This is a genomic window from Streptomyces sp. Root1310, assembly GCF_001426425.1.
Taxonomy (GTDB): Bacteria; Actinomycetota; Actinomycetes; order Streptomycetales; family Streptomycetaceae; genus Streptomyces.
The window spans coordinates 154,514-173,715 of the sequence record NZ_LMEQ01000012.1; the positions used below are offsets into that span (position 1 = coordinate 154,514).

Consider the following 19,202-nt stretch of genomic DNA (forward strand, 5'->3'; position numbering starts at 1 on the left):
GTTCAAGAACGCCTACTTCCTGATGCTCAGCACGGGCGTGTCCGCCGTGCTGGGCCTGGGGTTCTGGCTGGTGGCCGCGCGCTACTACTCGGAGGAGGCCGTAGGCCAGGGCTCGGCCGCGATCGCGGCGATGCGGCTGCTCGCCAGCATCACGGCGACGACGATGATCGGGGCCGTCGTGCGCTTCGTGCCGCGCGCCGGACGGGCCACGGGCTCGCTGGTGTGGCGTGCGTACGCGGCCAGCTCCGTGGTCGTGGCCGTCGCCGCCTTCGCCTTCCTGCTCACGCTGGACCTGTGGGGGGCGACGTACGCGCCGCTCGGCACGGCCGCCGCGGGCACGGCGTTCGTCATCGCGTGCGTGGCGTGGGCGCTGCTCACGCTCCAGGACGGGGTGCTCACCGGCCTGCGCAGGTCGGGCTGGGTGCCCGTCGGCAACGCGGTGTTCTCCGTCGGCAAGCTGATCCTGCTGGCCGTGTGCGCGACCGCGCTGCCGACGCTCGGGATCTTCGTGTCCTGGGCCGTCGCCATCGCGTTCTCGACGCTGCCCCTGGGCTGGTTGATCTTCCGCCGGCTGATCCCGCGCCAGGCCGCCGCCGACCGTCACCTGGAGCCTCCCCGACTGCGTGAGCTGGGCCGCTTCCTGGCCGGGGACTCGCTGGGCGCGCTGTTCAGCCTGGCGATGATCAACCTGCTGCCGGTGATGGTCGCGGTCCGCTTCAGCGCGGCGGAGAACGGCTACTTCTACGTGGCGTACACCGTCGGCGGCACCATGGAGTTCATGGCCATCAACATGGCCTCCTCCCTCACCGCGCACGCCTCGCACGATCCGCGGCAGCTCGCCGAGGGTGTGCGCGGGGCGCTGCGCCGGATGACGCTGCTGCTGGTGCCGGTGGTGCTGGTCCTGGTGGTGTTCGCCCCGCAGATCCTGCTGCCGTTCCACGAGGACTACGCCGAGCACGGCACCACGGTGCTGCGGCTGCTGGCCGCCGGGGCGCTGCCCCGGGTCGTGGTCGAGCTGTACATCGGGGTGCTGCGGGTGCAGGGACGAACCGGGGTGCTCGCGGCGCTCCAGGGCGCCATGTGCACGCTGGTGCTGGGCAGTGCCGCCGTGCTGTTCGCCCCGGCCGGGATCGCCGGCGCGGGCTGGGCGGTGCTGATCAGCATGACGCTGATCGCCGCCGTCTCCGCCGTCGGCCTGCGGTCCGCGCTGCGCCGCAACGACCTTCCGCCCGTGGGACGTTCCGCCACCGCACCGGCCTACGGCACCCGCTGGGCACGGCTGAACGCCACCGCCGGATACGGCACCAACTGGGCGCGCCGGGCGGCTTACGAACGCGACGGCATCGACGAGGACACGGTCACCCTGTTCATAGGACGTCCCGGGTACGAACGCGAGGCGCTGCAGGCGGACACGCTGGCGCTGATAAAGCGGCCCCCGCACGAGCCCGCCCGGGAGGTCGCGAGCGGCCGGTCCGTTGAGGCCGGGAGCCGGGAGCGGTGGGTCGCGGGCGGACTGTGGGGCCTGCTCGGCGTGGCCACCGCGGCCTTCTGGGCGGCGGCGCTGCGCGAGCTGCCGTGGCTCGGCGGCCCGTCCGAGGACGTACTGACCGGACGTCAGCTGCTGGCGGCGCTGCCGCCCACGGCGCTCGTCGCGGGGGGCCTGCTGCTCGTGGTGTTCGTCGGCGCGGTGACGCTGCGCGCGGCGCGCGGCGCGCTGCTGCCGGGGGCGGCGCTGGGTTCGGTGCTGCTCGCCCTGTACGCCGTACCTCTCGCCTTCGGCCGGGAACCGTCACCGGTCGGTGGGGCGGTGTACGCGAAGGCGGCCGGTTTCCTCGCGGAGGGGATGCGCCTCGACGGGCCCGGACCGCTGCTGCGCTGGGCACCGCCGGCCGTGCAGCTGCTGGGTCTCGTACCTCTGTGGCTGCTGCTCGCCCGCGCGGACCGGTGGTTGACGTGGCCGGGGCGCTGGGGCGTCCTGTATCTCGTCGCGGTGGGCGGCTGGGTGTGGCGGCAGGAGCTCGCGCCGGCGGTTTTGCCCCTGTTCGTCCTGCTCGTCCTCGGCGCGGTGTTCCTGCCGCTCGTCACCCGTGGCCGGGTGCGGGCCGGGCAGCCACGGGGAGCGGGAGCGAGCGGTCAGCGGGGCGGCACGGGCTGGTGGAAGTAGCCGTTCCTGCCCGCCTCCCGGTAGCCCTCGAGGCCCGGGCCCTCGTTGACGGTCAGGTCGCACGCGGGTTTCTCGGAGGTCGGCCGGTTCCAGTGCACCAGCGCCTTCACCTCCGGGAGCTTCTTCACGGCGGCGGGGATCCGGGTGTACCAGTCGCGCTGGCGTTGCGGGGCGGCGGCGTCCGGTGCGGTGGCGAACTCCGCGAGCATCACCGGCTTTTCGTCGCTGATGTTCGCGCGCAGCCACTCGTAGCTGGGCCGCTGGCTGCGCAGGAAGTCCTTCCAGTCCGTGGTGCCGTGACACTGGTAGTAGTTGTACTGGTCCATGGCGATCCAGTCGACGTACGCGTCCCCGGGGTAGAGCGCCTTCATGTCGGCCGCGCTGCCGAGGTAGCCGGAGACGGTCCACACCCACACCACGTTGTCCGCGCCCAGTTCACGGAACCGGTCGCGGACATGGCGGTACGCGGCGACGAACTCCTGCGGGGTGCCCGCGCCTTCCTTGATGCGGGCGTCGGTCTCCTGGTCGAAGGAGAGGAAGACGCGTTTGCCGTAGGCCTTGATACGCCGGATCTGCGGATCGAGGATCTTCTCGTCCAGCTTGCCGGAGGCGATGTTCTTCCAGCCGAGCTGGGTCTCCGTCCAGTTCTCGTGGTGCGGCTCGGTCCAGACGGTGGACTCCCAGGCCAGCATGAGCAGCCGGTCCTTGCCGAGTTCCTGCTCGTCGGGGGTGAGCAGTTCCCCGTCGAGCCGGGTGCCCGACATGTCGTGGTAGTTGTAGACGAGGTCCAGCTTGCGGCCGATCCTCTTCTCGAAGCCGTGCACGGCGTCCTTGAGCGAGCCGTCCTCGGTGTACGGCACGGCGGCGCCCCACCAGGCGCCGCAGGGCGGGATCAGCGTGTCGGTGGGGGCGCAGGCGCCGGTGGGCAGCTCACCCGAGGCCGCGTTGTCGGGCAGGGCGTCCGTCGCGGAGTCCGGGTCCCCGGAGCGGCCGGCCCAGATGCCGAGCCCGGCGAGCAGCGCGGCCACCGCCACCATCGCGACAGCGGTGTAAGTGCGCCTCACGCTTCTCGGGCCGCTGGCCAGGCCGTTCCCTGATCCGGTGCTCGGCCCGCTGCCCAGGCCGTTCCCTGATCCGGTGCTCGGCCCGCTGCCCAGGCCGTCGCCTGATCCGGTGCTCGGCCCGCTGACCGAGCCCTCGCCCAAGCCCTCGCCCAAGCCCTCGCCCAGGGCATTCCCCGGCCCGTCCTCCAAGTCGTCCCTCAACCCGTCCCCCATGTGGTTTTCCGTGGCCCTCGCCCCGTGCGGTTCGGCCGGATTGCGTGGTCCGCGCAGCCGATGCCGCCCCGTCATGTGTCACTGCCGCCGGAAGGCCTGCGCCTGACCTTGGCGCGCTCGACCGCGCCGCGCCGAGCGGCGGGCAGCGGCAGCCCCGGCAGGGCCGCGGTGACCGTGGTGAAGCAGGCGAGGGAGACCAGGAAGGCGGTCATCGAGAAGGCCTTCACCAGGAACAGCGAGGTGGCGGTGAGCACACCGAGCGAGAGGCTGATGGGAGCGGCGAGCGCGACCGCCTCCAGCCTGGCGCCGGAGGCCAGGCGTCCTGGCTGCGGATACAGCGCCGCGCAGCCGGGACCGAACAGGACGAACAGCAGTACCGGGATCCAGCGCAGCGGGGTGGGACCGGGTACGGCGGTGGCGGCCAACGCCGACCAGCCCGAAGCCGCGACGAGCACTCTCAGGTGCGTCGAGGTGAACCTGCTGCCCTCGGCCCCTTCGGCCTCGCCCATGAGTCCCGCGCCCAGGTCCGCACCCGCGCTTCCCACACCCGTGCTCCCTGCGCCTACGCCCGCGCTCCCCGGGCCTACGCTCCCCGGGCCTACGCTCCCCGGGCCCGCGCTCCCCGGGCCTGCGCCCGCGCTTCCTTTGCCCGCGCTTCCCGCGCCCGACTTCCCCGCGCCCCCGGTGCCCCGATGCCCGGCGCCCCCCGGGCCCGGTTCCCTGTGGCCCGCGCCCCCGTACCCGAGTTCCCGGTAACTGAGGTCCCGGTAACCGAGGTCCCCGTGGCCGAGGTCCCCGTGACTCCGTTCCCCGTGACTCCGTTCCCCGTGGCCCTTGTCGGCGGTGTTCTCGTTGTCGGTGTCCTCGGAGCCTGTGGTCGTCACTTCGATCACCTTGTGGTCATTCATCGGGTGGCCGGGCGGTACTCCAGGACAACGCCGTACGGATGGCTCTCGACGGTCCGGAAGAGGGGCGAGGCGGACAGTTTCGAACGCAGGGTCTCGAAGCCGCCGGGCGGCAGCAGACCCTCGCCGGCGGTGTAGACGTCCTGGGTGCGGGTGAGGACGACGTACGCCTTCGCGCCCGGTGGGATGCCGTCCGCGAGATAGCCTGCCGGGTCCTTCAGCATCTTCTCGTTCTCGGGCAGCGCCTGTTCGGCGAAGAACCAGTGCTCGAGACGGTCGTAGCGGTGCAGTGCCTGCGGGAAGGAGCCGCTGGTGGCGAGAATCAGCGAGCCGTCGGGAGCGTTGTCGAGGGCCCTGGTGACCAGGGCGGTCTCGTCCGGCGGCGTGTAGAACATCTTCTCCTTGCCGTAGTACGACGGCAGGAAGCCGGCCAGCAGCACCAGCAGTACGGCCGGCAGCGCGAAGGCCGCCGTTTTGCGCCGCAGCGCCCTCGCCCTGCTGCGGTGGGTTCCGGCGACGGCCGGCACCAGCGCGGCGGCGGCGAAGAAGGCCGCGCCGGGCAGGGCGAACAGATAGACGCGGAAGAGCATTTCGCCGCCGTAGTCGTTGACGGCGAACAGGGGTACCGGGGCGACGGACACCAGCAGCAGGGGCAGCGCGCTGCGGGTCAGCCGGCGCCGCAGGACGACGGCCGTCCCGGCGAGGACGGCGACCGCGAGCACCATCGCCACGTTGGCGGTACCCGCGAGCTCCGGCCCGGGCCCGGTGAGCTGCCCCGCGTAGCCCGCGCGGGAGTTCTCCGTCAGCTCGCCGATCGACTTCCTGATGGTGGCGAGCGTCTCGACGAACAGCGGCCGCCCCATGGTCAGGTCCCAGGTGAGCATCAGCAGCGCGGCGACGACCAGCAGCCCGTAGTTGCGGTAGCGGCGGGTGAGGCTGAGCGCGACCAGACAGATGGTGAGCATCACCGGGGTGAGCTGGTGCGTGGCGTTGACGGCGGCGATCAGCGGAGCCAGGATCACCACGCACACCGCGCGCTGCCTGCTCCCCGTCGGCGGCGGGACGGGCGCGGCAACCGGGTCGAGGAAGGTGCGGTCGCGCAGCCGTCCGGCGGACCCGGGCCGGACGAAGTGCCGCAGCACCACCGCGAGGACCGTCAGGTGCAACAGGAATGCGAGCGCCTGCGGGGCGAAGTAGTCCTGGCCCACCCAGTTGGCGAGCTGGAAGATCCACACGGCGGTCCAGATCAGCCGCCAGTCCTCGCAGAAGGTGCGGTAGATCAGGACCAGCACCGGCATCATGAGCAGGCCGAAGACGATCGGCGCCCAGTTGGCGTACACGGCGGCGCTCTCCACGCCGAAGGCGCGCACCAGGCCCGCGTCGAGGGTGAAGAAGCCCGGCCACTGGTCGTACGCGGACATGTTGCCGGAGAGCGCAGCGCCCGGTCGCAGTTCCCCGTTGGCGAGCAGCGTGTTGACGATTGCGTCGTGCTTGGAGGCCCACGGATAGCGCACCGCGTCGTAGAGCACCGCAGGCGGTGCCTTCAGCGCCAGGAGCAGCGCGGCGCAGTGCGCGGCCGGCCACCAGGGCGCGGTGCCCGCCCGCCGCAGACTGAGGACGAAGCCCGCGGTGAGGACCAGCAACGAGAGGTAGTAGGCGACCGGCAGCCGGTCCAGCAGGCCGTAGTCGCCCATCTCGCGGAAGCCGATGCGGGGCAGCGCGTACACCCACAGTCCGGCGGCGAGCAGCAGCGTCAGCAGGCCCGCGTCCGGCGGACGGCGCGGGATCCGCCAGGGTCTGCGGTCACCGCCGGTGGCCGGGCCCGGACCCCCGGGACCTCCCGAACGACCCGAACCGCCCGGACCATCGAGACCGCCCGGATCACCCTTGCTGCTCGGAGAGTCCGGGGCGCCCGGGGCGCCGGGGCTTCCCGGTCCGGTGGAGAGGTCAGGGGTGGGCAGCTCGCTGCTCTCGGTGCTCGGTACGGGCACGTGTTGATGCACGTCGAGGCTCCCCTCCCTCAAGTCGACTATAGGAATTTTCTCTTCTTTTCACACCAAAATCGCCGAACTCGGCTCACCCTGCGAACACCGGCCCCTGTACGGCGGCGCGGGCGCGGCGGTACCAGCGCCAGCCGACCGTTCTCGGTCCGTCGCGGTACGGGGCGACACGGGCGCCGGATCCCGCCAGCCAGTCCCGGACGTCGGCGACGGTGTGGCCGCGCCGCACGATGAGCCGGGCGATGCGGTAGCGCTCGTCGTGGTCCGAACTGAGCGCGTGCCGTACGGCGGTGGCCGTCTCGTAGCCCGCGGCAGCCGCCGTTCGCCGTACCCGCCCGCTGTTGTAGCCGTGCGGGTAGGCGAGATGACGGACCCGGTGGCCGAGGGCGTCCTCCAACACCGAGCGGGACACCCGCAGTTCGTGCGCCAGCGCCCGCGGTGCGAGGGTGTCCAGCTGGGCGTGCGTGACGGTGTGGCTGCCGATCTCCATGCCGTAGCGCTCGAGTTGTGCCGCCTGATCCAGCGTCATCATCGGCGCGGGCGGCAGCAGGCTGCGCCCGCCGGGGCTGATCGCTCCGGTGGTGAGGTAGGCGGTCGCGGACAGTCCGCGCCCGGCCAGCGCCTCGGCGGTCGCACCGGGCAGATCGGCGAAGCCGTCGTCGAAGGTGAGCAGCACCGGGCGGGGCGGCAGCGGAGCCCGCCCCGCGAGGTGGTCGGCGAGCGCGCTGATCGTGACGGGCGTACGGCCGCTGTCCACGACGGCGTCCAGGTGCTCGCCGAACTGCTGCGGGTTGACGGTGAACTCGGCGATCCAGCCGGGCGGTTCCTCCATCACCGCGTGGTACAGAAACACCGGGATACTCCCGTTGCTGTTGCTGTTGCTGTTGCTGTTGCCGTCGCCGCTTCCGCTTGCGTCGGCTCTGCCCGGGGACGCCGTCATCGCGCGGCACCTCGCAGTGCGCGCCGGGCCCGCAGATAGCCCACCGGCCCGTAGAGCATGCCGCGCCGCTGGAGCCGGGAGAGCCGGGCCGGCCAGGCGTGCGTCCGGACGTCGTGACCGCCGGGCGCGCCGTCCGACGCGGGCTCCGCCTCCCGGCTCGCCGTCAGCGTCCGCGCGTGCGCGAGTCCCCGGGGCAGCCGGGCCAGGAACGCGGGCAGCAGGCCGGGCCGGTTGACGAGGATCGCCGTGAGGTAGGCGGTGAGGCCGGCGCCGTAGCCGTACGCCTGGGTCTCCAGGTCCCGCCAGGTCTCCCGGTGGTGGTGCCAGACCAGGGCCAGCGGGGTGTAGTGGAGCCGATGGCCCCCGGCGAGGACCCGGACGAACCCGTAGAGGTCGTCGCCGCCCCGCGCGCGAGTCCCCGCCCCGGTCGCCGGGTCGAAGCCGCCTGCCGCTCGCAGCACTTCCGTACGGAAGGCCATGTTGGCGCCGGAGCCGAAGCGGCCGGCGGTGAACGGGAACAGCGGTTCGTCGGCGGGCGGGTCCTGCGGGTCGTACGTACGGGCCGTGAAGCCCTTGGCGAAGCCGCCGTGGCTCTCCAGGAGGACCTGGGCGGGGGTACGCAGCCGGGCCGGCAGGATCAGGCCGGTGACGCAGCCGAGGCCGGGGTCGGCGGTGAAGGGCGCGGTGAGTTCCGTGAGCCAGCGCGGGTCCGCCACGACGTCGTCGTCGGTGAAGGCGATCACCTCGCCGTGGGCGGTCCCGACACCCTTGTTGTGCGCGACGGCAAGACCGGGCGCCGGTTCGGTGACGTACCGCACCCGCTCGGCGTACTTGCGTTCGACAAGGTCCCGGGTCTCGTCCGTCACGGGCGCGTTGTCGACGACGACGATCTCGAAGTCCGGATGATCCTGGGCGAGCAGCGAGTCGAGGGCGTGCGCGAGCTTCTCGGCGCGCTCACGCGTGGCGATGACGACCGTGGTGAACGGGACGGCGGCAGCCGAGGCGGTCTCGGCCGGAGCCGCGACGGTCTGGGCCGCGACGGTCTGGGCCGCGACGGTCTGGGCCACGACGGCTTGGGCCGCGACGGTCTGGGCCATGACGGTCTGGGCCATGACGGCCGGGGCCGTGGTGACCGGGCCGGCCCCTTCCCCGAGTTCCCCGGGCTCCGCGCGCTCCCCGGGCTCCGCGCGCTCCCCGGGCTCCGCGCGCTCCCCGGACTCCCCGCGCTTCGGGGAAGGCGGCCCGGGGGTGGCCCGGTCGCGCGTGGCCAGGTCCATGAGGACGGTCTTCGGGTCCGCGCCCCGCGGTACCGACCCGAGCAGCGTTCCGATCGGCCGTCCGCCCCTTCTGACCAGGACGAACACCTCGCCGGGCGTGACGGGCGGACTTCCCGGCCCCGGTCTGAGGACACCCCCGTCGTCCAGTTCCAGCTCGGCGACCTGCACCGGCTCGATGTCCAGGAACCTCTGTATCTCCTGCTGTGCACGTGCAGCGCGGTACATGAACCCCCCTTGTCTCACGCCCGTCATTCCGCCGGCCGGTGCCGCCCGTCACGGCCGGCGCAGTCGGCCCGCGCTCTTCAAGGTCCGTGCGGCCGCGGCGGCGAGCCTCGGCCGGCTGCGCACGAAGTGATGAGCCCGGCGGGACGGCTCACGGCCGAGCCAGTAGAGCGCGGCGCCCACCCCCGGACGCGACCACGCCCCCTCGTACACGGGAAGCTCCCCGGTCTTCAGCGAGTCCTTGTACTCGGCCGCGCCCCGCCCCAGGTCGAGCAGCCCGATGCCCTCGGCGGCGGACGACTCGGCCATCCGCAGGTGCAGCACCAGGCCCGGCGAGAACTTCGCCAACCCCGGTTCGTACGCGGGGAACCAGCAGGCCAGGACAGTCGACGAACGCAGTCCGAAGTGCGCGGCGATCGGTTGGTCACCGGCGTAGAGGACGGAGAGCGTGCCGGAGCACTCCGGCGCGCGGGTCTCGGAGAGCACGTGTACGAGCCGGGTGATCCACTCCTGTGCGAACCGGTCCCGGCGGCCGGTCCTGCGGTACTGCGCGGACTTCCACGCCATGAGCGTGCGCAGTGCGGCCGGATCGCGCTCGTCGAACACGAACCGCACCTCCCCGACCTGGCGGCCGAGCCTGCGCTCCTTGGCCAGCGTCGTCTTCAGGAACTTCGGCGACTGGGCGCGCAGCACGGACTCATAGGTCTCGTAACCCTTTTCGACGTCGATGACATAGGAGGCGTACTCCTCGGCCGCCTGCGGGACGAACAGCCCTTGCTCCGCCTCCAGGTTGTCGAAGGCGAAGCTCGACAGACCACACGCGCGCATCAGTTCGCCGGCCTCCAGCCCGAGACCCGGGGCCAGCACCGCGCCCTGCGCGTCCGAGACGCCGTACGCGAGGGCCTGGCCCTGTCCGAGCCGTCCCCGTTCGTGGGGCAGGAAGCCGACCGGCTCACGCCCCTCGTACACCACCGCCACCCGCGAGCGTGGCCGTACCAGGCCCACGGCGTCGGTGAACTCCGGTTCCATGAAGGGGTTTCGCGGCAGCGTCGACGCGCCACGCAGCGCGCGCCACCGCTCCCTCTCCCCCTCGCCGAGGTCCTGCGGCCTCAGCACACGAATGCGCCCACTGCTCAACCTGACCCCCCGATCAAGTCCCCCCTGGACACCTGGACGGTACCGCTCCATCCGGGCGTCGCGGTAGGTAGCGTCGTATGTTGTTGCCAACCGGTACAGAGGCCTTCAACCGTCCGCTACCCGGCGATGTGCCAGAAAGCCGTTTCATTGAGACGGTCGGCGACCAGTCGTGAGCCAGGCGTACAAGGGGAGTTGGCAGAACCGGACAGGACGTGGACGTCGTCCGGTTCGCGTCGAACCCGGGGGGCCCGGGATCCGTATTCTCTGATCATGGCCGCACCCACCGCATATGCCGCGCGCACCGCGTACTCCCTCATCGCCACCGACCTGGACGGGACGCTGCTCCGCGGCGACGACACCTTCTCCGACCGGTCCCTCGACGCGCTCGCGCGGGTGGCGGCCGCCGGCGCACGTCACCTGGTGGTGACGGGACGGCCCGCGCCCCGGGTGCGCCCCCTGCTCGACCGGCTGCACAGCAGGGGGCTCGCGGTGTGCGGGCAGGGCGCGCAGTTGTACGACGCCGGCGCGGACCGTCTGCTGTGGTCGGTCACGCTGGACCGGGAGCTGGCCGAGACCGCGCTCGGCAAGATCGAGGCGGAGGTCGGGCAGCTGTACGCGGCTGTCGACCAGGACGGTGTCGACGGACTGACGCTCATCGAGCCGGGCTACCGGATGCCGCACCCGACGCTGCCCGCCCTGCGTGTCGGCCGGCGCGACGACCTGTGGTGCGAGCCGATCAGCAAGGTGCTGCTGCGCCATCCCACGCTGTCCGACGACGAGTTGGCGTCGACGGCCCGCTCGGTGGTCGGCTCGCTGGCCACGGTCACCATGTCGGGGCCGGGCACGGTCGAACTCCAGCCCTGCGGGATCACCAAGGCGACGGGGCTGGCCCTGGCCGCCGAACGCCTGGGGCTGCGGCCCGAGGACACCGTCGCCTTCGGGGACATGCCCAACGACATCCCGATGTTCGACTGGGCGGCCCGGGGGGTCGCCATGGCCAACGCCCATCCCGAGCTCAAGGCGGTGGCCGACGAGGTGACGACATCGAACGAGGACGACGGCGTGGCCGTCGTCCTCGAACAAATGTTTCCGTAACCGGCTACCGGCTACCGGCTACCGGCTACCGGCTACGGGCTACGGGCGACCTCTACCGGCCACCGGTCGCCTGCCAACGCCTGTCGGCTGGCGACTACCGGCTGGCGGCTACTGGCTACCGGGCCGGCGGCCGCCGAGCCCCGGGCCCCGGCGGCCGCCAGCCGGTGACCGGCCGGCGGGACGGTCAGTACGCGCCGAACACGTTGTCGATCGAGCCGTAACGCGCGGCCGCGTAGTTGCAGGCGGCGGTGATGTTCGCGACCGGGTCGTACGAGTCCCACGACGTGCCGTTGACGTGGTAGGCGCGGAAGGTCGGGTCGATGACCTGCAGCAGCCCCTTGGACGGGATGCCCGCGGCCGCGTTGGAGTCCCAGAGGTTGATGGCGTAGGGGTTGCCGGAGGACTCGCGGATGACGTTGCGGTAGATGCCGTTGTACGTCCCCGGGATGCCGTGCTGCCCCATGACCTGGAGGGAGGCGCGGATCCAGCCGTCGAGGTTGTTGGCGTAGCCGAGGCTGGTGGCCGTGGAGACGGCCGGGGTCGCCGCGGAGGCGGTGGTCGCCCCGAGGACGGGGAGAGCGAGCACGGCCGCGCCGGTGGCGGCGACGGCGATCGTGCGGATGAAACGGTTGCGGCGCGGCTGAGCGGCAGCGGGCATGTCGAATTTCCTCTCCGGCGCCTGCGAGGTGAGCTGTCGGGTTCGGGCGGGAGCTGCCCGGTCGCGTCCTGACGGTCGCGGCTTTACCCCAAGCCGTACGGCCTGCCCGAAACGTCTTGTGTGTCCAAGACATCCGGAAATCCGTTTCGGCGACTTACCTGGTTCCCCCGCTCCTGCCGAGCGTTATCGATGGGTGTGCGGGCGGCGGCAGGATTCGGCGTTCCGCCCGACAGGCCGGGAACGTATGCGAGAGCACATGTCCGAAACAAGTACCGGATTCACAGATCACCCCTATTGACCTTGGTCTGTGGCCTATGGGGTGCTTGATCCTTTGTGGGTGCAAAGCTTCAACTTGCTTGAGGGGTGCGGAGAATCGGTGAAGGGGGGACCTGAGCCGGATCTTCGTGGGGAGTGAGCCAACTCACCAGCTTGCACAAGAGTGGCGAATCGGGCATTAGTCCCAACTCATCGTTAAAGCACCGGCGATGAGTGGTGGAGGGGGCGGAGGGGGATCGCCTCCCCTCGCGCCCGACGCGTCGCGGGGGAAGGGTGAGGAGAATGCGTGATCGTCGTCACGTGGGGAGAGGGGCGCGCGGGACCGTCGGCCCGACGGGAGACCCGGTCCGGGACATGAATCCCGGGTTCCCGGTAACTCTCTCCATGTCCGCTCATATGAGCTGATCAAAAACATATCGGGCGTGATCCGATACCGCCTGGCCTGCGGGGGCCTCCCGGGCGAGTCCATTCGAGCCCGCGGGACGTGGGGGCTATCGGTGATCGAAACGTGACCGGATACGCTGACTTGAGTGATGGCAGAGACCTATCGACAAACCGCGTAATCGCCAGTAGACACCAGCAGACAGGAGACCCCTCGTGACCGTCGTCGGGCCGTTCGGGCTGAGCGTGCGGGACCAGGCTCTGGAAGCCGATGTCCAGGCCGGATTGGCGGCTGTCGAGGAAGGCTTGCTCGAGGCCACCAAGAGCGCGGTCCCGTTCATCACGGAGGCCGCCCAGCACCTCGTACGCGCGGGCGGGAAGCGGTTCCGGCCGCTGCTCGTGGTGCTCGCGTCGCAGTTCGGGGACCCGTACGCGCCGGGTGTGGTGCCCTCGGCCGTCGTGGTGGAGCTGACCCACCTGGCCACGCTGTACCACGACGACGTGATGGACGAGGCGGCCGTGCGGCGCGGTGTGTCCAGCGCGAACAGCCGCTGGGGGAACTCCGTCGCCGTCCTCACGGGTGACTTCCTCTTCGCACGCGCCTCCCACATCCTGGCCGACCTCGGGCCCGAGGCGGTGCGGGTGCAGGCCGAGGCGTTCGAGCGGCTGGTCACCGGGCAGATCCTGGAGACCGCGGGGCCCACGGACGGACGGGACCCGGTCGACCACTACCTCGACGTGCTCGGCGGCAAGACGGGCTCGCTGGTGGCCGTGGCCTGCCGCTTCGGGGCGATGATGTCCGGCGCCGACGAGACGGTCGTCGACGTGCTCACGCAGTACGGCGAGCGGCTCGGCGTCGCCTTCCAGCTGGCGGACGACGTCCTGGACATCGCCTCGGACTCGCACGAGTCGGGCAAGACGCCGGGGACGGACCTGCGCGAGGGCGTTCCCACGCTGCCCGTGCTGAGGCTGCGGGAGCGGGCGGCGCGGCTGTCGCTGCCCGAGGACATCGCCCTGTGCGAGCTGCTGGACTCCGACCTGACCGACGACGCCCGGCACACCGAGGCACTGCAGGCGCTCCGGGCCCACCCGGCGCTGGAGCAAGCCCGCCGGGACACCGTGCGGTACGCGAAGGAAGCGCGGTCCGCGTTGGCGCCGCTGCGGGAGTGCGACGCGAAGGCGGCGCTGATGGAACTCTGCGACGCGGTGGTCCACCGGGCGGGCTGACCCCGGGGACCCCTACGGGTCGGATGCCGCCTCGTCACCTCCGTGTCATACCGCAGGCGTATGTGGAGTTGAGCCCTCGGGCTGACGCTTCCCCATGGCCGATTTGGTCAGATGGGAACCACGGAAAACACCACTCCTCACCGATTCGGGTGAGAATGGCGGCTTGGGGTGGGGACGTTCAGGCGCGAGATGACCAGCCGCCGCCGACGACGGAGGTAAGGCACACATGGCACCGAAGGCATCCGACGACACCACGACCGGCGGGGAGTCGACCGGCGCGGAAGCCGACGACCTGCGCCTCGGACGGCGCAAGGCCGCACGGTACATCGTCCCGGTCACCGTGATCGGTGTGGCGGCGGCGACGATCGGGCTGGTCCCGGCGCTCGCCGACTCCGGCGACCCCGACCTGCCGAAGATCACCGCACAGCAGCTCCTCGACAAGATCGCCGCTTCGGACGTGCAGCAGCTGTCCGGGACGGTGAAGATCAGCACCGACCTCGGGCTGCCCGACCTCGGCGGACTGGAGAGCGGGCTCCTCTCGGGGGCCACCCAGGGCGGTGACGGTTCGTCCGCCGACCCGTCCACCAAGCTCACCGAGCTCGCCTCCGGCACGCACACCCTGCGCGTCGCCGCCGACGGCCCGGACCGGCAGAAGCTCTCGCTGCTGGAGGACGCCGCCGAGTACAGCGTCATCCACAACGGCAAGGACGTCTGGGGGTACGACAGCGCCTCCAACGAGGTCTACCACTCGACCGCCGACGAGAACTCCGGCGAGGGCGCAGGCAAGGGCTCCGGCAAGGCGGAGACCCCCGTCCCCGCCACGCCCAAGGAGCTCACCGACGACGCCCTGAAGGCGGTCGACGACACGACCTCCGTGACCGTCGACGGCACCGTCCAGGTCGCCGGCCGTGACGCCTACAAGCTGCTGGTCAAGCCGAAGCAGTCCGGTTCCACGGTGGGCGCGATCAGTGTGGCCGTGGACGCGAAGACGGGTCTGCCGCTGAAGTTCACGCTGACCCCGGCGAGCGGCGGCGCAGCCGTCGTGGACGCGGGCTTCACCCAGGTCAGCTTCGCCAAGCCCGCCGCGTCCACCTTCGACTTCACCGCCCCTAAGGGCGCGAAGGTCACGGAGGGCGACGAGGCCGGGGAGAGCGCCCCCGGGCACCCGGGCAGGTCCGACGACCTCGCGAAGGACCTCGAAGGCCTCGAAGGCGCCGAAGGCGCCGAAGGCCCGGACGGACTCGACGGCCTCAATGTCCTCGGCGAGGGCTGGACGTCCGTCGCCGTCTTCGACACCGGTGGCGAAGGAATGCCCTCGGGCACGGAGGCCGGTGGCGACCTCGGCGGCTTCCTCGGCTCGTTCGGCGACAAGGTGACCGGCAAGTTCGGCTCCGGCACCGTCTTCTCCACCCGCCTGATCAACGCCCTGATGACGGACGACGGCAAGGTCTACGTCGGCGCGGTCACCAAGGACGCCCTGGTGAAGGCGGCGAACGCGGCGAAGTAGGCCGAGCGGCCAAGCATGCGGGACCGCCGAGCGGTGAAGTGATGCAGTGACGAAGTGGCGGCGCGGGTGACGTAGAGCAGCGGCCGGCCTCCGGACACCCGGAGGCCGGGAGGCCGGGAAGGAAGCCGATGGGGGAGTCAGCGCCGGAGTCCGTGCGGGAGCCCGAGCCGGAGTCCGTGCCGGGCACCTTGGCGGAGTCGGCGCCCGGCACCTTGCCGGAGTCAGCGCCGAAGTCCGTACAGGTGCCTGCGGACGACGACGCCGTCATCCGCACCCGCGGCCTCACCAAGCGCTACCGCGGCGGGCAGCTCGCCGTGGACGGCCTCGACCTGACCGTCCCGGCGGGCAGCGTCTTCGGCTTCCTCGGCCCCAACGGCTCCGGCAAGACCACCACCATCCGCATGCTGATGGGGCTCATCGAGCCCACGGCCGGCTCGGCCCGCGTCCTGGGGCAACCCATGCCGCGGGCCGCGCGGGCCGTACTGCCCCACGTCGGGACCCTCATCGAGGGTCCCGCTCTCTACGGCTTCCTCTCCGGCCGCGACAACCTGCTCCGCTACGACGCCGCCGACCCGACCGCCGATCCGCGCACCCGGCGTGCGCGGGTGTCGGCGAGCCTGGAGCGGGTGGGTCTGACGGCCGCCGCCGGCAAGAAGGCGAAGGCGTACTCCCTCGGGATGAAGCAGCGTCTGGGCCTCGCCGCCGCCCTGCTCCAGCCCCGTCGGCTGCTCGTCCTCGACGAGCCGACCAACGGCCTGGACCCGCAGGGCATGCGGGAGATCCGCTCGCTGATCCGGGAACTGGCCGCGGAGGGCACGACCGTCTTCCTCTCCTCACACCTGCTCGACGAGATCGAGCAGGTGTGCACGCACGCGGCGGTGATGGCCCAGGGCCGGCTGCTCGTCCAGGGCCCGGTGGCCGATCTCGCCGCGGGAACACGCGGCCGACTGGTCGTGACGACGCCGGACCCGGCGGACGCGGCCCGGGTGCTGAAGGAGCAGGGGGCGGACGATGTCGTCCTCGGCGAGGACCGGGTGAGTGCCGAGGCCCCGCCCCCGGACCGGGATCCGGCCGATCTGAACGCCGCGCTGGTGTCGGCGGGCGTCCGCGTCCGCGGCTTCGCCGTCGAGCGGGCCTCCCTGGAGGACGCGTTCGTGGCTCTCACGGGGGAGGGATTCGATGTCGCGGGCTGACACGGTGGACGACCGGAACCGGACGCCGGAAACGGCATCGCCGACGGCATCGCCGCCGTCACCGGGACCGGCACCGACGCCGGGCTCGACGTCGGTGCGGACGGCGCACTGGACCTGGACCTTCGGGCTGCTCCGCAGCGAACTGCTGACCACCTTCCGGCGCTGGCGCACCCTCGCGCTGCTGGGCGTGCTGGCGGCCGTGCCGGTGCTGGTCGGGATCGCCGTGAAGATCGAGACGAGCGACGGCTCGTCCGGCGGACGCGGCGGCGGGGGAGGGGGCGGTGGCGAGGGTCCGGCCTTCATCTCACAGGTGACCAACAACGGGCTGTTCCTGGTCTTCACCGCGCTCGCCGTGACCCTGCCGTTCTTCCTGCCGATGGCGATCGGTGTCATCGCGGGCGACTCGATCGCGGGCGAGGCGAACGCGGGCACGCTCCGCTATCTGCTGGTCGCCCCGGCCGGACGCACCCGCCTGCTGCTCGCCAAGTACGCGACCGTCATGATCTTCTGCCTGGTGGCCACGCTGGTGGTCGCGGTCTCGGCGCTGACGGTCGGGGCGCTGCTCTTCCCGCTGGGCGATCTGACGACCATCTCCGGCACCCGGATCGGATTCGGCGACGGGCTGTTGCGGGCGCTGCTGATCGCCCTGGTGGTCGCCGCCTCCCTGACCGGCATGGCGGCGCTCGGACTGTTCGTCTCCACCCTCACCAGCAGCGGCATCGCGGCGATGGCGACGACGGTGGGCCTGCTGATCACGGTCCAGATCCTCGACCAGATCCCCCAACTGCACGCCGTGCAGCCGTACTTCTTCTCGCACCACTGGCTGTCCTTCGCCGACCTGATGCGCGAGCCGGTCTACTGGGACGACCTGGAGAAGAACCTCGGCCTCCAGGCCCTGTACGCGGCCGTCTTCGGCTCGGCGGCCTGGGCGCGCTTCACGACGAGGGACGTCACGGCGTAGGCGTCAGGGCGCAGGTCTCAGCGGGTTTCCCAGAGGAAGCGCGCCGCCGGCGTCTCTCCCGAGAAGAACGTCTTCGCGCGGGTCAGCGCATCCGTGTCCCCGAGGACGTCGCCGGGCTTGCTGCCGTTGCCGAGCAGCACCCCGCCGAAGGACATCCCCATGTAAGCGGCCGAGTTGTTGAGCGTCCCGACGAGCGGATCGGCGACCACGGGCTGGTCGTCGGCGAGCACGGTGACACCCCAGAGGGTGCGCCCGGCGAGCGTCGCCTTGAAGTCGAGGCCGGGGGTGCGCAGCCAGCCCGACCAGTGGTCCAGGTAACGCTTGGTCTGGCCGGAGACCGAGTACCAGTACAGCGGGGACGCGATCACGATGTCCGTCGCGGCGAGCGTGGCGTCGAGCAGCAGCGCCGTGTTGCCCTCGGTGGGGCGGACGCGGTCGCTGTCGTGCCGCTGGTCCTCGAAGTCGGGCAGCGGGTGCCGGACCAGGCTGATCCACGTCTGCTCGACATCGGAGGGCAACTGCTCGGCCGCCGCGCGGGCCAGCAACTCGGTGTTGCCGTCCGGACGGCTGCTGCCCAGCACGAACAGGAAACTGCGACGGGTCATGATCCATCCCCCAGGTAGTCGGCGTACGAAGATAGTCTGCACCTGCATTATATGTGCGCGCAAGTATTCTGTTGTTCGCCCTCATGCACCGGCGACGGAGACGGAGACGGAGGCGAGGGCGAAAGCGGAGGCGGAGGGTGAGGGCTACGGCCAGGCCTGGTGGCACGACGAGGTGTGGGCGGCGCGGGCGGCGCGGGCGGTGTGGGCGGCGCGGGCGACGGCCAGGAGGGTTGTCTCCCCGCCGTGGGCCGCGACCAGCTGCAGCCCGACGGGGCAGCCGTCCGCGCCGACCCCCGCCGGGATGCTGATCGCCGGATGCCCGCTCAGGTTGAACGCCCAGGTGAGCGCGGTCGAGTACCGGTCACCCGGGCCCTCGTGACCGTGCGCGGCGTTCGGTGTCGTCGGGGTCAGCAGCAGGTCGACGCGGGAGAAGAGGTCGGCCAGCAGACGGTCGTTGGCGTTCCGGACGCGTTCGGCCGCGCGGAGGTCCGAGCCCGGGGTGCGCAGCGCGAGCCAGGCCGACGCGGGGTCCGTCAGCCGTAGGGGCGCGTCGGAGGACGGCAGCAGCCGTACGGCACCCGCCCCGGCGAGGCGTCCTGCGGCGGCACGGGCCAGGGCGAGCGGCTCCGGGTCGGGATCGGCGAAGCCTAGGTCGGCGGAGAAGACGGCGACCGCCGGGACCCGGCCCGGGAAGGGGGCGGGGCCCGCCCCCGCTCCCGGTGCCATGACCTGCCAGTACGCCTCGGCGTCCGCCGCGTGGTGGACGAGTACGCCGGGCGCCGCCAGTCCCGTACGGTCCCGGGGGGCCGATACCGGTCCGTCCCCGGGCGGCGGACGGCGGTTCGTGGTCTTCAGGCCGGTCACGCCGCACCAGGCGGCCGGGATCCGCACCGAGCCCGCGCCGTCGCTGCCGGTCGCCAGTGGGACCAGGCCGGCGGCCACCGCCGCCGCGGACCCGGCCGAGGAGCCGCCGGGCGTGCGGTCGGCGCGCCAGGGGTTGACGGTCCGGCCGTGTGTGCCGAGGCCCCAGGTCTGCCAGGGGGTGCCGGGTCCCGGCACGGCCGTGGCCCCCACCGGCACGCATCCGGCGGCGACCAGCGGGCACGCCGCACGCAGCCCGTGACGCCCCTTCACGCCGATCGGCACCCCGGCCAGCGGCAGCCGCCGTCCTGCGGCGACCCGGGCGTCGACCTCACGCGCCCACGCCCGCGCCCGCTCCTCCCACACCTCGGCGAAGGCGCACAGCGAACGGTCGGTCCGCGCGATCCTCGCGAGCGCCTCGCCGGTGGCGTCCACGGCGGACAGCCGCCCCGCCCGCACGGCCGCGGCGATCTCCACGGCCGGCGGCCACGCCGGGGGAACGGACCCCACTCCCGT

15 protein-coding genes and 1 riboswitch are annotated in these 19,202 nt (G+C 72.1%); of the genes, 6 read left to right on the plus strand and 9 right to left on the minus strand.

What is annotated here, in order from left to right:
- Positions 1-22: 22 nt before the first annotated feature.
- Entirely contained in the window at positions 23-2,164 is a 2,142-nt protein-coding gene (locus ASD48_RS18825; RefSeq protein ID WP_242432685.1) for a lipopolysaccharide biosynthesis protein, read from the plus strand.
- Here the strand turns inward: ASD48_RS18825 and ASD48_RS18830 are convergent.
- From ASD48_RS18830 to ASD48_RS18855, 6 genes are all read right to left on the minus strand, one after another.
- Positions 2,134-3,228, minus strand: coding sequence for a glycosyl hydrolase (locus tag ASD48_RS18830; RefSeq protein WP_242432648.1), 1,095 nt, complete (start codon positions 3,226-3,228; stop codon positions 2,134-2,136). The genes ASD48_RS18825 and ASD48_RS18830 overlap by 31 nt on opposite strands.
- A gap of 284 nt (positions 3,229-3,512) precedes the next feature.
- Positions 3,513-3,986 carry a DUF1616 domain-containing protein gene (locus ASD48_RS18835; RefSeq protein ID WP_242432649.1) on the minus strand — a complete coding sequence of 158 codons (474 nt, stop codon included), beginning with the start codon at positions 3,984-3,986 and terminating at the stop codon, positions 3,513-3,515.
- A gap of 359 nt (positions 3,987-4,345) precedes the next feature.
- Positions 4,346-6,349 (minus strand): hypothetical protein, encoded by a 2,004-nt coding sequence (locus tag ASD48_RS18840; protein WP_242432650.1) that lies wholly within the window; start codon positions 6,347-6,349, stop codon positions 4,346-4,348.
- Between the two features lie 73 nt (positions 6,350-6,422).
- Complete coding sequence (locus tag ASD48_RS18845) at positions 6,423-7,178, minus strand: polysaccharide deacetylase family protein (protein ID WP_199875907.1); 756 nt, start codon at positions 7,176-7,178, stop codon at positions 6,423-6,425.
- Positions 7,179-7,282: 104 nt separating this feature from the next.
- Complete coding sequence (locus ASD48_RS18850; RefSeq protein WP_057602817.1) at positions 7,283-8,788, minus strand: glycosyltransferase; 1,506 nt, start codon at positions 8,786-8,788, stop codon at positions 7,283-7,285.
- A 48-nt stretch (positions 8,789-8,836) separates the two neighbouring features.
- Positions 8,837-9,901, minus strand: a complete 1,065-nt coding sequence (locus ASD48_RS18855; protein WP_242432651.1) for a GNAT family N-acetyltransferase — start codon at positions 9,899-9,901, stop codon at positions 8,837-8,839.
- Between the two features lie 291 nt (positions 9,902-10,192).
- Here ASD48_RS18855 and ASD48_RS18860 point away from each other — a divergent pair, with 291 nt between their 5' ends.
- Positions 10,193-11,017 carry an HAD family hydrolase gene (locus tag ASD48_RS18860; RefSeq protein ID WP_057602819.1) on the plus strand — a complete coding sequence of 275 codons (825 nt, stop codon included), beginning with the start codon at positions 10,193-10,195 and terminating at the stop codon, positions 11,015-11,017.
- Between the two features lie 184 nt (positions 11,018-11,201).
- On the opposite strand, the gene ASD48_RS18865 is transcribed toward ASD48_RS18860, so the two are convergent.
- Complete coding sequence (locus ASD48_RS18865; protein ID WP_057602820.1) at positions 11,202-11,675, minus strand: transglycosylase SLT domain-containing protein; 474 nt, start codon at positions 11,673-11,675, stop codon at positions 11,202-11,204.
- A 3-nt stretch (positions 11,676-11,678) separates the two neighbouring features.
- Positions 11,679-11,905: riboswitch (cyclic di-AMP (ydaO/yuaA leader) on the minus strand.
- A gap of 643 nt (positions 11,906-12,548) precedes the next feature.
- Between ASD48_RS18865 and ASD48_RS18870 the strand changes: the two genes are divergently transcribed.
- From ASD48_RS18870 to ASD48_RS18885, 4 genes are all read left to right on the plus strand, one after another.
- On the plus strand, positions 12,549-13,559 hold the full coding sequence (locus tag ASD48_RS18870) for a polyprenyl synthetase family protein (protein ID WP_057602821.1): 1,011 nt from the start codon (positions 12,549-12,551) through the stop codon (positions 13,557-13,559).
- A gap of 226 nt (positions 13,560-13,785) precedes the next feature.
- Complete coding sequence (locus ASD48_RS18875; RefSeq protein ID WP_057602822.1) at positions 13,786-15,066, plus strand: DUF2092 domain-containing protein; 1,281 nt, start codon at positions 13,786-13,788, stop codon at positions 15,064-15,066.
- Between the two features lie 128 nt (positions 15,067-15,194).
- Positions 15,195-16,259: an ABC transporter ATP-binding protein gene (locus ASD48_RS18880; RefSeq protein WP_242432652.1), complete on the plus strand. Its 1,065-nt coding sequence runs from the start codon at positions 15,195-15,197 to the stop codon at positions 16,257-16,259.
- The gene (locus tag ASD48_RS18885; RefSeq protein ID WP_079073844.1) at positions 16,246-17,220 is read left to right on the plus strand and encodes an ABC transporter permease; all 975 of its coding nucleotides are present in this window, start codon (positions 16,246-16,248) and stop codon (positions 17,218-17,220) included. Before ASD48_RS18880 ends, ASD48_RS18885 begins: the two co-directional genes overlap by 14 nt.
- Before the next feature lie 17 nt (positions 17,221-17,237).
- On the opposite strand, the gene ASD48_RS18890 is transcribed toward ASD48_RS18885, so the two are convergent.
- Together ASD48_RS18890 and ASD48_RS18895 are read right to left on the minus strand one after the other, a co-directional pair.
- Positions 17,238-17,825, minus strand: coding sequence for an NAD(P)H-dependent oxidoreductase (locus ASD48_RS18890; RefSeq protein ID WP_057602824.1), 588 nt, complete (start codon positions 17,823-17,825; stop codon positions 17,238-17,240).
- 144 nt (positions 17,826-17,969) lie between these two features.
- Positions 17,970-19,196: an amidase gene (locus ASD48_RS18895; protein WP_079073845.1), complete on the minus strand. Its 1,227-nt coding sequence runs from the start codon at positions 19,194-19,196 to the stop codon at positions 17,970-17,972.
- Between the last annotated feature and the right edge of the window lie 6 nt (positions 19,197-19,202).